At 74.1% G+C, this 13,297-nt stretch carries 13 protein-coding genes; 3 read left to right on the forward strand and 10 right to left on the reverse strand.

The genetic code is table 11. The features are described 5' to 3' along the window. Nucleotides 1–103: 103 nt before the first annotated feature. The 7 genes from LG379_RS12160 to LG379_RS12190 form a co-directional block, all read right to left on the reverse strand. Nucleotides 104–742 (reverse strand): metal-dependent transcriptional regulator, encoded by a 639-nt coding sequence (locus tag LG379_RS12160; RefSeq protein WP_225754785.1) that lies wholly within the window; start codon nucleotides 740–742, stop codon nucleotides 104–106. Next, a complete protein-coding gene (locus LG379_RS12165) occupies nucleotides 739–1,635 on the reverse strand; it encodes a metal ABC transporter permease (protein WP_225754960.1) in 897 nt (298 codons plus the stop codon). The genes LG379_RS12160 and LG379_RS12165 overlap by 4 nt, the downstream gene beginning before the upstream one ends. 113 nt (nucleotides 1,636–1,748) lie before the next feature. Beyond that, nucleotides 1,749–2,552, reverse strand: coding sequence for a metal ABC transporter ATP-binding protein (locus LG379_RS12170; RefSeq protein ID WP_225754786.1), 804 nt, complete (start codon nucleotides 2,550–2,552; stop codon nucleotides 1,749–1,751). Further along, the gene (locus LG379_RS12175) at nucleotides 2,549–3,481 is read right to left on the reverse strand and encodes a metal ABC transporter substrate-binding protein (protein WP_225754787.1); all 933 of its coding nucleotides are present in this window, start codon (nucleotides 3,479–3,481) and stop codon (nucleotides 2,549–2,551) included. The genes LG379_RS12170 and LG379_RS12175 overlap by 4 nt, the downstream gene beginning before the upstream one ends. A 97-nt stretch (nucleotides 3,482–3,578) precedes the next feature. Further along, nucleotides 3,579–4,316, reverse strand: a complete 738-nt coding sequence (locus LG379_RS12180; protein WP_225754788.1) for a YceI family protein — start codon at nucleotides 4,314–4,316, stop codon at nucleotides 3,579–3,581. Next, nucleotides 4,313–4,942, reverse strand: coding sequence for a copper resistance CopC family protein (locus LG379_RS12185; RefSeq protein WP_225754789.1), 630 nt, complete (start codon nucleotides 4,940–4,942; stop codon nucleotides 4,313–4,315). The genes LG379_RS12180 and LG379_RS12185 overlap by 4 nt, the downstream gene beginning before the upstream one ends. A 118-nt stretch (nucleotides 4,943–5,060) precedes the next feature. Beyond that, nucleotides 5,061–6,785: a metallophosphoesterase family protein gene (locus tag LG379_RS12190; protein WP_225754790.1), complete on the reverse strand. Its 1,725-nt coding sequence runs from the start codon at nucleotides 6,783–6,785 to the stop codon at nucleotides 5,061–5,063. 101 nt (nucleotides 6,786–6,886) lie between these two features. Between LG379_RS12190 and LG379_RS12195 the strand changes: the two genes are divergently transcribed. After that, nucleotides 6,887–7,687, forward strand: a complete 801-nt coding sequence (locus LG379_RS12195) for a hypothetical protein (protein ID WP_225754791.1) — start codon at nucleotides 6,887–6,889, stop codon at nucleotides 7,685–7,687. Here the strand turns inward: LG379_RS12195 and LG379_RS12200 are convergent. Beyond that, nucleotides 7,676–7,852 (reverse strand): hypothetical protein, encoded by a 177-nt coding sequence (locus LG379_RS12200; RefSeq protein ID WP_225754792.1) that lies wholly within the window; start codon nucleotides 7,850–7,852, stop codon nucleotides 7,676–7,678. The genes LG379_RS12195 and LG379_RS12200 overlap by 12 nt on opposite strands. 1,405 nt (nucleotides 7,853–9,257) lie before the next feature. After that, nucleotides 9,258–9,464: a helix-turn-helix domain-containing protein gene (locus tag LG379_RS12205; protein WP_225754793.1), complete on the reverse strand. Its 207-nt coding sequence runs from the start codon at nucleotides 9,462–9,464 to the stop codon at nucleotides 9,258–9,260. Nucleotides 9,465–9,790: 326 nt separating this feature from the next. On the opposite strand from LG379_RS12205, the gene LG379_RS12210 reads away from it, so the two are divergent. Then, nucleotides 9,791–10,606 (forward strand): hypothetical protein, encoded by an 816-nt coding sequence (locus tag LG379_RS12210; RefSeq protein WP_225754794.1) that lies wholly within the window; start codon nucleotides 9,791–9,793, stop codon nucleotides 10,604–10,606. A gap of 400 nt (nucleotides 10,607–11,006) precedes the next feature. Continuing rightward, nucleotides 11,007–11,426 (forward strand): hypothetical protein, encoded by a 420-nt coding sequence (locus LG379_RS12215; protein WP_225754795.1) that lies wholly within the window; start codon nucleotides 11,007–11,009, stop codon nucleotides 11,424–11,426. A gap of 766 nt (nucleotides 11,427–12,192) precedes the next feature. On the opposite strand, the gene LG379_RS12220 is transcribed toward LG379_RS12215, so the two are convergent. Beyond that, on the reverse strand, nucleotides 12,193–13,206 hold the full coding sequence (locus LG379_RS12220; protein WP_225754796.1) for a sodium:calcium antiporter: 1,014 nt from the start codon (nucleotides 13,204–13,206) through the stop codon (nucleotides 12,193–12,195). Nucleotides 13,207–13,297: the final 91 nt, after the last annotated feature.

Genomic DNA, 13,297 nt, shown 5'->3' on the forward strand with positions numbered 1-13,297 from the left:
GTCGTGGGTGGTCGCCGTCGCAACGACGGTCCAACCTACGGGAGCGTAACCCGGGAACGTCCATGACGCCGGTCGAGGTCCACGGCGCGTCCTGCACGTCCCCTCAGCCGCGCGTGGCCGGCCGCACCCACACGGCCTCCCGGACGCGGTCGCTCACGCGGTGCCCCTCCCTGAGCACGACCCCGGGGCGGACGCCGTCGGCGGCGCACTCCCGGAGCACTCGCGGGTCCGCGTCGGACACCCGGACGACGACGGCCCGCGCTCCCGCCGGCAGGTCGGCGAGCCGCACGGCGGGTGGGCGGCGGACAGAGCCGTCGGCGGCCGGGATCGGGTCGCCGTGCGGGTCGTGGGCCGGCCGGCCGAGTGCCTCGTCGACACGGTCCACGAACCGGTCGGACACGGCGTGCTCGAGCACCTCGGCCTCGGCGTGGACCTCGTCCCAGCCGTACCCCAGGTGCTCGACGAGCCACGTCTCCAGCAGGCGGTGCCGCCGCACGACCTGCACCGCGACGGCGCGTCCGGCGGGCGTGAGGCTCACGCCCCGGTAGGGCTCGTGGTCCAGGAGCCCCCGACGCGCGAGGAGCCGCACGGTCTCGGAGACGGTCGGGGCACCGACGCCCAGCCGATGTGCGAGCCACGTCGTCGAGACCGGGGCCGGGTCCCACTCCTGGGCGTTCCAGACCGCCTTGAGGTAGTCCTCGTGCGTCGCGGACACGCCGCGCCCGACCGCCGGGTCCCTCACCACGGCACACCGTCCGCGCGTCGCGCACCCTCCGCGCCCGGAGCAGCCGGGGCAGCCCGAGCGGCCCGAGCGGCCGGGGCAGCCGGGGCGCGCCGTCGCCGGCCGAGACCCGCGGCGCGACGGTCCCGGCGCCGGGCGACCAGCCACGCGACGGCGAACGCCGCGCCCTGGCAGACGACCACGAGGCCGGCGCTGCCGACGTCGAGGACGTAGCTCCCCCACGTGCCGGCGACCGCCGCGACGACCGCGACCGCAGGGGCGACGACGAGCATGCGCTGGATGCGGTCGGTGAGGAGGAACGCCGTCGCGCCCGGGGTGATGAGCATCGCCACGGCGAGCACGACGCCGACCGCCTGGAGCGCGACGACGACGGTGACCGCCAGCAGTCCCAGGAGCAGTGCCCCGATCCGCCGTACGGGCAGGCCGATGACGTGCCCGTGCACGCGGTCGAAGGCGTACAGGGTGATGTCCCGACGCAGCAGCACCAGCACCGCGAAGGCGATCGCAGCGAGCACGAGGACCTGCACCACGTCGGCGTCGGAGACGCCCAGGACGTTGCCGAAGAGCACGTGCGACAGGTCGACCTGGCTCGGCGTCGTGGAGACGAGCACGATGCCGACGGCGAACACGGTCGTGAAGACGACACCGATCGCGGTGTCCTCCTTCAGCCGGGTGGTCTCGCGCACCGCGCCGATGAGCGCCACCGCACCGACCCCGAAGAGGAAGGCGCCGATCGCGAAGGGCGCCCCGACGAGGTAGGACAGCACGACGCCGGGGAGGACGGCGTGGGCGACGGCGTCGCCCATGAGCGACCACCCGATGAGGACGAGCCAGCAGCTCAGCAGCGCGCAGACGACGCTCGCGACGACGGTGACCAGCAGCGCACGCTGCATGAACTGGAACTGCCACGGCTCGGCCAGCACGTCCCACACGGACGCGGGAACGGCCGCGGAGGCGCCGGAGGACGCGGCGAGGACCGCGTCGGCCACCGGGCGCAGGACGGCCGTCACGGTGCGCCTCCCGTCGCCGGCACGTCCAGGCCGAAGGTCCGCGCCAGGTTCTCCGGCGTGAGCACCTGCGCCGTCGGCCCCGACGCCAGGACGCGGCGGTGCAGCAGCACCGAGCGCGAGCAGAGCTGAGGCAGCGACGCGAGGTCGTGGGTCGAGACGAGCACGCTGCCCCCGGCGGCCACGAACTCGCGGAGCACGCCCTCGACCGAGGCCTGCGAGGTGACGTCGAGCCCGGTGAAGGGCTCGTCGAGGAGCAGCACCGCCGCGTCCTGCGCGAGCGCCCGCGCCAGCAGCACCCGCTGCCGCTGGCCGCCCGAGAGGCGGCCGATCCTGCGGCCCGCCAGGTCCGCGAGCCCGACGCGGTCGAGGGCGGCCGCCACGGCGCGGTCGTCGCCGGCGCGGGGCGCGCGGGTGGGGCCCATCCGGTGGTAGCGGCCCATGAGCACGACGTCGCGGACGCTCACCGGGAAGTCACGGTCGATCTCGTCCTGCTGGGGCACGTACCCGATCAGCCCCTCGGCGCGCGCCCGGTCCACGCCTCGCCCGAGCACGCGGACCTCCCCCGCCGCGGCCCGCTGCAGCCCGACGACGGTGCGGAAGAGCGTGGACTTGCCGGAGCCGTTCATGCCGACGAGGCCGCAGGCCTCCCCCACGCCCACCTCGAGGTGCACGTCCTCCAGCGCCACGACCTCCCGGTACCGCACGGTCACACCCGCGACCTGCAGGGCGGCGACACCGACCGGCGTGCGGTCGCCGGAGGGGCCCGGTCGCAGCGCACGGCGCAGCACGCCGGGCCTCACGCCGCCGGTCCCGTCAGTCCGGCGACGATCACGTCGACGTCGTGCCGCAGCAGGTCCAGGTAGGTCGGCGCGGGGCCGTCGGGACCGGTGAGGGAGTCGACGTACAGCGTCCCGCCGAACCGCGCGCCGGTCTCCGCCGCGACCTGCCGCTGGGCGGTGGGCGCGACGGTGGACTCGCAGAACACCGCCGGCACGCCGCGGTCGCGGACCGTCAGGACGACGCCCGCGACCTGGCGCGGGGTCCCCTGCCGCTCGGCGTTCACCGGCCACAGGTAGGCCTCCTCCAGGCCTGCGTCCCGCGCCAGGTAGGAGAACGCCCCCTCGCACGTCACGAGCACACGCCGGTCCCGGGGCAGCTCCCGCAGCCGGCCGACCAGCTCGGCGTGGAGCGCGTCCAGCCGCGCCGCGTACGACTCCGCGCGGTCCGCGTAGTCGGCCGCCCGCGGTGGGTCGAGCACCGCGAGCTCCTCGGCGATCCGCCGGACGTAGTGCCCGCCCACCCGCGGCGACATCCAGGCGTGCGGGTTGACCGCCTCGCTGCCGGAGATGGGCACGGGCTCGATGCCGTCGGTGAGGACCACCGTGGGCAGGCCGAGCGGGTCGACGAGCCGCTCCACCCAGTCCTCCAGGCCCAGGCCGTTCACGAGGAGGAGGTCGGCGCCGACGGCGCGGCGCAGGTCGTCCGGCGTGGGTTCGTAGCCGTGGATCTCCGACCCCGGCTTCGTCACGGAGGTCACGACCACGTCGTCCCCGCCGACGACGCGGGCCATGTCCGCCAGCACGGTGAAGGTCGCGACGACCCGTGGGCGGGCGTCGTCGGTGCCCGGCAGCGCGGCCGTCGTCGTCACGTCGGGCGCGCAGCCCGCGAGCGCCGGCAGGGCGACCGCCAGCGCGAGGGTCGCGCGTCTCGTCCGACGAGGTTTCGGCACACCGAAATCTCATCATGCGCGTCGGCCGCGCGCCAGGCCCGGGAGCTCCTGCCGCAGTGGCTCGGGACCCGCCGCAGGGACCGCGGGCCGGACGGCCTCAGCGCGTGAGGCGCAGGAGCACCTCGACGGTGCCCTGCGGCTCCACCGTCACGAAGCCGAGCTCGGGCGGCGTCAGCCCGTGGTCGGCCAGCACCACCGGGACGGTCCCCGCGACCTCCACCGTCCCGCCCGCGCGCTGCGCGACGAGGGAGGCGGTGACCGGACGCTCCACACCGTGCAGCACCAGGACGGCGGGGACCTCGAGCGGCACGCCCTCCTCGGCCTCGGCGAGGGCGGTCACGTCGACGGGTGCGGTGAGCCGGAGCACCGCCTGGGGGTAGGTGCTGGTGTCCAGGGCGCGGCGGAAGTACGCGTCCCGGGCCGACTCGTCGGTCGTCATGGCGGCGACGTCGACGACGACCTCGGCCGCGGTCAGGACACCCCCGTCCACCGTGAAGGACCCGGAGACCTGGGCGGTGCGCCCGACGACCGTCACCGGCTGGCCGGACAGCACCTCCTGGAGGCGGTAGCCCGCCTCGGACGTCTCGTCCAGCCGCCACGTCCCTTCCAGGTCCAGCGGCCCGGGGGCCACGGTGACCGCCTCGGGCTGCGCCTGCTCCGGCAGGGCGAGCGGCGGCGGGGCGTCCGGGGCGAACAGGCGCGCGTACACCCAGGGCCCGCCCGCGAGCAGCCCGACGACGAGGAGCACCGCGCCCAGCGTCACGAGCACCCGCCGCCGGACGACGTGCTCCGGCGGGGCCTGCGCCGGTGGCGCGTCCTGCACGGTGCCCGTCACGGGGCCACCTCGTCCCGCCTCGAGCGGCGCACCGCCACGGCGAGCGCGGCCCCGAGCGCCACCACCCCGGCCACGGCGACCACCGGGCCGCGCCACGCCGTCCCCTCGCCGCCCGTCGCCTCCGCGGGGACCGCAGCGGCCTCCTCGGCCGCCGGCGGGTCGTCGTCAGTGCCCTGCGCCCCCGGCTCCTCGGTCGGCGCGGCCGGGGCGACCGGTTCGTCGCCCCCCGCTCCCCCGGTGACCTCGAACGCGAACGCCCCCTCGATGGGGTGGCCGTCGGCCGAGACCGACCGCCACTGGACCGCGTAGGCGCCGGCGGGCAAGGGCTGCAGCGTCTGCGTCACGGTCGGGCCGGACACGGTCGGCGTGCCGTCCGTGCGGTCCGTGCCCGCGGCGTCGCGCACGACGACCGCCGCGCCCACCGGCAGCTGGTCGGAGCTGAACGTGAGGACCACCGCAGCCGGACCTGCGTCCAGGACCGCCCCGTCGGCCGGGTCGCTGCTGAGGAGCCGGTCATGAGCGGCGGCCGGGGCCGCGGCCAGCAGGCTCCAGACCGTCAGCAGGACCGCCGTCACGAGGCCCGCGGCGGCGGGGCGGACCGGTGCGGACAGGGGGTGGTCGGGCACGTCGGTCCTCTCGGGGGCAGGGGTCGTCGTGGCGTGGGTCGCTGGGGGCGCCCCTACGCTAGCCACCGATCCTGGGAGCCGGCCGGACCGGCACCCTGGCTCAGCGCGGCACCCTGGCTCATCGCGGCGCCCGCGGGTCGAGCGGCTCGGGCGCGGGCGGCAGCGGCCCCGGCCAGCGCAGCGCGAACCCGACCGTGACCTCGCCGTCGGGCAGGACCCGCACGAGGCGGTGGTCCAGGACCTCGCCGGTCTCCCGGGAGAAGCGCAGGACGGTGATCTCGGCGACGCCGTTGAGGGGGCCGACCGTCGGCTCGCCGGAGACGGCGCCCGCCGTGCTGCTGTTGACGTACCGCACCCCGCCGACCTCACGCTCCGGCCCCACGCGCCGGTGGTAGTGCCCGGACACCTGCGCGGGCACACAGCCCCGCTCGAGGGCCTGGCGGCCCATCCGCGGGTCGTGGACGAGCAGGAGGTCCACGTCGCCGTCGGTGCAGGCGACGTCCGCCAGGCGGGCGGCCGCATCGGCGATCGACTCCTCGCCTGCCTGCTGCGTCCCCACCCCGACCCGCGTCGTGCGGACGTCCGCGTCACCCAGGACCCGGATCCCCGCGACGTCGACCGGTTCGCCGTCCAGCACGGCCCAGCCGAGCGACCGCTCGTGCGCGGCGATGTCGGCGCTGTCGTGGTTGCCGTCGGCCACGACGGTCGTGACGTCCGCCGGCAGCGCCTGGTCGAACGCCGTGATGCAGTACGTCTCGACCGCTGTCCCGTTCATGGTGGTGTCCCCGGCGTTGAGGACCAGCTCGGCGCCCGACTCCTCGACCACGGCGCGGATCACCCGCGCCATGCCGACGTTGCAGTGCAGGTCCGAGACGACGACCGCGGAGACGGTCGCCTCCTCGGGCACGGGTGTGATCCCGGCGGCCTCGCGGGCGGCCAGCACGCCCGCGTCGACGACCCGCTGCCTGTCCCAGGCCGTCCGCACGCCGGCGGCGGCCCGGTCGTAGAACGCCTCGTTCTGCCGGTAGGCGGTGACCACGCGGCTGCCGTAGGTGTCCACGACCCCCGCCAGCCGCCCCGTGATGACGGCGCCCTCGAGCGGCGTGCCGTCGAACACCGCCGACGGCGGCCCGGGGCTCGGCCGGGCGGGGAGGACCGTCCCGCCGGACGTCGTCGTCAGGGTGAGGAGCACCGGCAGGGTCGCGCCCGCGACGAGCAGCGGCGCGTGGCGCCGCGCGGAGGCGGAGAGCTCCGCTCGCCGGGCCGGTCCGAGCGCGGCCCGCACCGCGAGGACGACGCCCCCCAGCACCAGCGCTGCCAGGGCGCCACGTCGGACCGCGTCGGCCACGAGGGCGTCCACCGCCGTCCGGAGCGTCGCCTCCGGGGCGCTGAACAGCTGCACGTACCGGTCGAGGTCCTCCCCGAGCTCGTCCAGGGTGAAGGCCGTCCGCACCTCGGTGAGCTCCCGCGGGATCTCCTGCACGGTCACCCTGGCGCCGAGGGTCAGCGGGGCGGGTGATCCCACCACGAGGGTGCCGAGCGGGCCGAGGTCGACGGTCACGCGGTGGTCGAGGGTCACCTCGTACCTGGCCGCGTGCGGGCCGAGGTTGCCGTCCGCCGACGCCGTCGCCACGCCGAACGCCGCCGCCACGAGGAGGACGGCGGCGACCGCCACCGCCCGGTGCACCTCGCGACGCCACGACACCGGGCGCCACGCCCGCGCCAGGGCGCGCCGCCATCCTCGGGCCACCGCGCCCCCCGTGCGGGGGTCCGAGGGGCGCTCCGGCGCCACGCCGTCACGCGTCGACGGCGGGGCGGTGGCTCCTCGTGCGGTCGTGGTCATCTCGGGACCAGCGTCGCGCATCCGGCGCGCTGCCGAAAACGGACCGGTCGCGGGCAGGCCGACATGCGTGCCCGTGAGGGCCGCGCGAAGGTGGGAGCACCATGACCACACCCCTGCCCGACCGGACCGAGCCGGACCGCGACCGGCGTGCGCCGCTCACCGCACCACCGGCGCCGGAGGCGCCGACGGGTCGGACCACCCCGCCGTCGACGGGTGCGCCGGACACCGTCACGCGCGCCGAGGAGCTCGCCCGACGGCTGGACCGTCCGATGGGCGCCCTCGGCGTCCTCTTCCTCTTCCTCGTCCTGGCGCAGACCCTCGCGACGGACCCGACCACGACGGCATGGCTCAGCGCGCTCGGCTGGGTGCTGTGGGCGGTCTTCGTCGCCGAGCTGGTCCTGCGCGCCGTGGTCGCGAAGGACCAGCGCCGGTTCTGGCGCCGCAACTGGTGGCAGGTGGTCTTCCTCGCCGTCCCGTTCCTGCGGTTCGCGCGGGCGCTGTCCTTCCTCCGGCTCGGGCGGGCCGCCCGCGTGGCCCGCGTCGGCGGCATCCTCACGAGCGCCGTGCGCGGGTCCCGCTCCGCGGGACGCCTGCTGACGGACCGCATCGGCTGGCTCGTCGTCGTCACCGGTGTCGTCGTGCTCGCCTCGAGCCAGCTGCTGTACCTCGTCGGCGTCCACGAGACGTACGCGGACTCCCTCCACGCCGCCGCGCTCGCCACGGTCTCCGGGGAGCCGCTCGGCGCCGACGACGGCGTCGCGCGCGTCCTCGAGGTCGTCCTGGCCGTGTACTCCGTCGCGGTCTTCGCGACCCTCGCCGGCGCCCTGGGCGCCTACTTCCTCGAGCGTCCGCGGGAGCGCGCCGAGCCGGCCGGGACGGCCGGCGCCCGGTCAGTCCCGTAGGCCGGGCGCGCGCCCGTCGGCCTCCAGGGCCCAGCGGTCACCGGCCCGGGACGTCGTCACGACGCTGAGCGCGCCGTCCTTGTCCACCACAGACCGGGCCCCGAACGCGTTCAGCGTGGACAGGGTGCGTCTCCCCGTCACGCGCAGCAGGGCGACGGGCGTCACGTGGGCCGCGGTGCCCACGAGGAGCGTTCGGAGGATGTCGGACCGGCGAGCCCGCTCCGCTGGGCGGACGCCGTCCCACCGCCCGGGGTCTCCGCCCCGACGTGGCCCTTCGACGACGAGGGCGGGACACCGTGTCGGTGTCCCGCCCTCGTCCTCGGGTGGAGCTGAGGGGACTCGAACCCCTGACCCCCTGAAGGGGCCGGGCTGGCTCTAGACCAGACCGGCGGTCGAGATCTCGCGGGCTTCCTCGTCTTGTCTCGTCGATGAGCAGGGCCGATGTCCGAACGGGCATCGGTGGCGGTTGGAGGGTATCGACTTCTTTCGCCTCTTCTCGAGCCCGCTCGTGACGTCTTTGTGTCCATTTTCTGTCCACTGGTCGCCGACGGGAACCCCGATAGCGATCGCCGCCGGGCGACGGCACCGGCCGACCACGCGGCGGACCAACCCGACCCAGTGACGTCGGTTGCCTCGCAACGTCGACCACGTCGCTCTGCGCGAGAGCCCCCTGATCCGTTGGGAGAGGCCACGGGGAGGTGGACGACCACTCGGTGACGACGTGGAGGGCTGTCCAATGTGGAGCGAAGGTCGCCCGCGTCCGACTCAGGGATGTCGCGATCCCGAAGGCCGCCGCCTTGTTCAGGGGCGGCGGCCTGGTCCGCGCGGACCTTGCGGTCCGGACGTCAACCGGGCCTCACCAGCTCGGCTGTGGAAGAGGCCTCTCGGGTAAGGAGCGGCCCCGTCTCCTCACTGTACGCCGAGAGCCCACCGTCCTGGCACCTTTGTCGACGGCTCTCTGCCACAGGAGGCCGATCTCCCGTTCGAGACTTTGCGGTGGGCGGCAACCCCAACCGGTCAGCTCATGGCGCGGTCGCTGACGACAGCGCTACCTGACCGCGGCGGTGGTGACCGGGCGATACCCGGCCTGGTCCTCCACCACCCTCGACGCTTGCTCAACACCCTCTCGCCAGGACGGCACGCACTGTGGCTGGCCCGTCGGGTTGGCCGGGACTGCTGCGCGTCGCGGCGCGCCAGCCGACACCCTGCCGGGCCGCCAGCTCCCCCGTGTCAGCGGGGCGACGCACACTGATCCCATGGACCGCGGCCCGCACGCCGACTACTCCTCGTGGGTGGTCACCCATGGTGATCCGCCGCAGCGTCCGCAGATGATCGAACCCCCGCGCCGATGCGTCGCCGACGTAGTGACGTACGGGGGCCATCGGGTACGCCTGCAGCTCTACGCCATTGCCCGCGCGCCGGGCTGGGTCTGCGTCCAGCAGGACCTACGTGACAGGGCCCCGTGGAACGCGTGGGTGCCGGCACGACAGGTCACACCGATCTAGCCGGCCAGTCGATCGCGCGCGGATCGCGACCGAGCTCCGAGGCACCTGCCGTGGGTGCCACCGGCTCAGGCTGCGCCGCCGAACGGGCGCAGCAGTGCCGTGACGTCGCTGCGGCGGATGCGGACGATGCGGGTGCCGACCTTCACTGCCCGGAGCTCACCGCTGGCGATGAGCTGACGGACGAAGCGCTCGGTCACCTGCAGGTCCCGAGCGACGTCGGCGACGGTGACGAACGTCGATGGTGAGGTCTGGTGGATCGATTCGGTGGCCATGGTCCCCCCAGAAGCGGAGTCGGTCCCTCGAGGGTCCTCAGGGCCGATAGCCAAACCGATGACGGGACAGAAAACCCGCTAGCGCGAGCGATGACGCCCCTGGGGATGACATAGCCGTCGCGATGACGCGGGCGATGGCTCCGCGTTCCGTCATCGCCGCGCCCTCGTGCCGTCATCGGGCCTGACCTGCAGGTTCGTCCGCGTCATCGCTACGGCTATCGCCGCTGAGCAGCGTCTTCGGTGTCCGTTCGAGACCGGAGGCGACGACGATGACCCACGACAACACGACACCGGCCGGCGTCTTGCCGGCCCGCGAGCAGCGGGGGGTGACCCGCGACAGGCAGGGGCTTCTCGACGCACTCGCGCTTGTGGACGCGCACGGTTGGGACAGCGAGCCCGCGACCGATCTGCTGACGCAGATCCGGTACGAGCTCATCCGACCGTTGACGATCGACATCGGCCTGCGCGGCACCGCCGCGGCCCAGGCCGAGGCCAGCGCGTGGGAGACGGTGTGGCTCAAGCTGTGCGACCCCCACCTGCGCTCCGCAACTTCTCCGTGGGGAGTGATCTGGCAGACCGCCCGGCGCGCCGTCCTTGCCGAGGTCCTCGCCGCCCGGTGGGGCACGGAGACCCGACGGGCTTGGGAGCACAACGCCGAAGAGCGCACCGGACGACGCGCTCGGCCGATCCGCCTGGAGCCGCTTCTCGCGTCCGGCTACGACACGGCCGACCCGAGCCCACCGCCAGAGCCGGCGCCAGGAGCCCCCGTGGCGTCGGCGCTGCAGTTGGCCGCCGACGCCTTGACCCAGGCCGGCTGGGACGCCGTCGAGGCGAGACGGATCGTCGCCGAGGTGGCCCTCATGGATGAGGCGCTGGGCCGCGGCGCGACCGTCGTGGGATGGCGGCCACTCGCCGCCCGGCTCGCGCTGCCCCCGTGGCAGGCACGCAGGCTGACGTACCTGCTGCGCGGGTCGGTCGACCGCCCCGGCCTGCTCGCACGGCTCATCGCCGAAGGTCCGCACATCATCCACGCCGTGGAGCTGCGTGAGGCGATGGCCGCGACGCGCTCGCGCACGCTGCCCACACCGACCCAGCGCTGCTTCGCCGCCCGCGGCTCCCGTCCACAGGGGCTCGCGTGCTGACCTCCTCCACAGCCCGCGCCCGAGCCGGCCACATCTTCTCGGTCCGCGGCGCACACCTGGTGGCATGAGACCCATCACGTCGCAGAGCAGCCGGGGAACGACTTGGCCGCAGAGTCTGTCACAAACCGGGCTACTCGTGTCACAGTGGGCACTTTCACGTCGAGTCCCCACGGCGGGGACGAGACGTAGATCGGGCACCGTCAAGGGGGACGGAATCATGCCGAGACGAACAGGGCTGACACCGTACGCAGCGGCACTGGTGTGCGCCGCCGTCATGGGCGCAGGGGGATGCTCGGTCGCCGCGCCCGCTCAGACTCCGGTGCCAACGGCGACGCTCAGGACACCCCCGTCGCAGGAGCCAACCCCCACCGCTGAACCGACAGCCACGGTCGACCCAGCCGTGGCCGAGGCGGAGGCGGCCGTGCTCGCGGCATACCGCACCTACTGGGAGGTCTCGGCAGCCGCGCTCGCCGACCCCCTCGCTCCCCTGCCACAGGACTTCGATCGCTTCATCGTCGACAAGGCGAGAGCGGGCCTGGCGGAGTCGCTGCTGTGGGCCGAGCAGAACGACGTCAAGATGGTCGGTGCGCCGATGATCTCGCCGTCGGTCGAATCACTCGTCCTCGAGGGCGAGCAGGCCGCGCACGTCGTGGACTGCGTGGACTCCACCGACTGGATCCTCACCCATCGCGAGACCGGCGACCCCGCGTCGTCCGCAACCAACCAGAACACTCGAGTGACAGCCGACGCGTGGGCCACCGTCTACGACGGTCGCTGGGTCATCCGCGAGGTGACGCTGAACCGGGAGGAGCCGTGCTGAGGGGGGTCGCGAGCTGCCTCGCGGTCACGGCGTCCCTGATCGTCACCGTCGCGTCCCCTGCCCTCGCCGCTCCCGGCGTCGAATGTCCACCCACGATCATCAACTGCGAGATCGAAGCGGAGACCCCGGGAACGCCTGGCAACTCCGGCCCGAACGCGCCGACCACACCCATCAGCGACGGGCAGTGCAGGACTGCCACCGGCAACGTCGTGCCTTGCTGGAATGACGAGTGGGGCTGGTTCAACGCGAGCGACTCCTGCTACTACATATTCCGGGAGCCCCAGCCTCCGGGTACCGACCCGGTATGGGAAGGCAACTTCCCCAAGGGCGCGATCTACGACGTCTCCTGCGCAGACCCGCTCGGAGCGCCGGGGTCGAACGGTGGCTGGACGTGGCTACCGGGCCCACCGGCCGGGTACGGCGGGGACCCGGCGCAGCTGGCCGAGAAGGCGGTCGAGCGGATGGCGCTGGAGGGACCGGCGATCCGCACGCCACTGGATGGCGAGGAGATCGGCACGGTCGGGATTCCGCTGTGGCTGTGGACCGAGCAAGGCGCCACGACCTGGGGTCCGACCACGGCAACCGCGTCGGTCCCCGGCTTGTCGGTGACCGCGACGGCGGAAGCGCGGTGGATCGACTGGGCCCTGGGCGACGGGTCGACGATGCGCTGTGAGGGGCCCGGGACCCCGTTCATCCCCGGTCAGGTGAAGTCCCCGACGTGCGACCACATCTACACCGTCTCCTCGGCGGGGCAGCCGGGCGACGTCTACACGGTGACGGGCACGACGACGTGGGAGGTGACCTGGTCCGGGGGCGGGATGTCCGGGGTCCTGCAGGTCACCCGTTCGTCGTCGACGACCGTACCGATCGGCGAGCTACAGGTGCTCGCACGTCGCAGGGCCAGGACGGAGAACAGCAGCGGCATCAGCGCGACGAAGCCCATGACGACGACGACAAGCAGCAGGTCGCGGATCTGGACGCCGACGATGGCCAGCGGCACCACCGCGAGGGTGAAGGTCATGGTGTGGTCGGCGAAGACGCTCGTGACGCCGCTCGTGACTTGTCCGGTGCGGACCACCGACCAGGTCGTGAAGACCTGCGGCAGCGCGGTCATGAACGCCGTGATGAACAAGCCGCTGACGATCGGTTGCAGGCCCAGCGCGTTGCCGACCTGGCGTGTGCCGGTGACCAGGACGTAGGCGCCGAGAGCCAGTGCGAGTACGCCTGCGACGGCCAGCCATGTCTTCCTGGTCGACCACGACACCTCGCCGCGTTCCCCGCCGCGGCCTCTGAGCAGCGCCTGGAGCAGGAAGACGATGTAGGCGGCGGCGGCGATGAGCCCGTCGATGGGCTGCAGTCCGCGCCACGGGGGCGGCAGCACGAGGACGGCGAACAGTACGACGATCGCCAGGTAGGGCAGCGCGTCGACGAAGACGGCGTCGCGTTGCACCCGTAGCTGCCCGTTCCCCTCGGCGGGGCGTTCGCCTTGCGAGCGGTTGCGGCGCACGGCGGCGTAGGCGACCGCGACGGTGATCGGGATCGAGACGACGGTGGACCCCAGCATGCTGCCCAGCCCGATGGAGGCGGTTCCGGTGATCGCGCTGACGGCGTTGATCCCGACGTCCGGGCTGGCGCTCCCGAGCGCGACGAGAGGCCCGCCTGCGGCTCCGGTGAATCCGTACCGCATCCGCACCGCCTTCAGCGGCGCCGCGAGCTGCTCGGCTCCCCACCGCGCCACGAACGCTGCGATGACCAGACCGGGAACCCACAACCACACCATGGGACCTCCTGATCATCGCTGGCGTTGAGCGGCAGTTCCGGCGCCCCAAGGACGGCGACTCACAAGGATGCCCGCAGGCGGCGGGGTGTGC

The organism is Actinotalea sp. Marseille-Q4924, assembly GCF_916618755.1.
Lineage (GTDB): Bacteria > Actinomycetota > Actinomycetes > Actinomycetales > Cellulomonadaceae > Actinotalea.

Bases quoted from the DNA above. Each gene is read 5' to 3' on its own strand.
- LG379_RS12165 (WP_225754960.1), bottom strand. From the start codon at position 1,635: ATGCAGCGTGCGCTGCTGGTCACCGTCGTCGCGAGCGTCGTCTGCGCG.
- LG379_RS12190 (WP_225754790.1), bottom strand. From the start codon at position 6,785: ATGACCACGACCGCACGAGGAGCCACCGCCCCGCCGTCGACGCGTGAC.
- LG379_RS12195 (WP_225754791.1), top strand. From the start codon at position 6,887: ATGACCACACCCCTGCCCGACCGGACCGAGCCGGACCGCGACCGGCGT.
- LG379_RS12205 (WP_225754793.1), bottom strand. From the start codon at position 9,464: ATGGCCACCGAATCGATCCACCAGACCTCACCATCGACGTTCGTCACC.
- LG379_RS12220 (WP_225754796.1), bottom strand. From the start codon at position 13,206: ATGGTGTGGTTGTGGGTTCCCGGTCTGGTCATCGCAGCGTTCGTGGCG.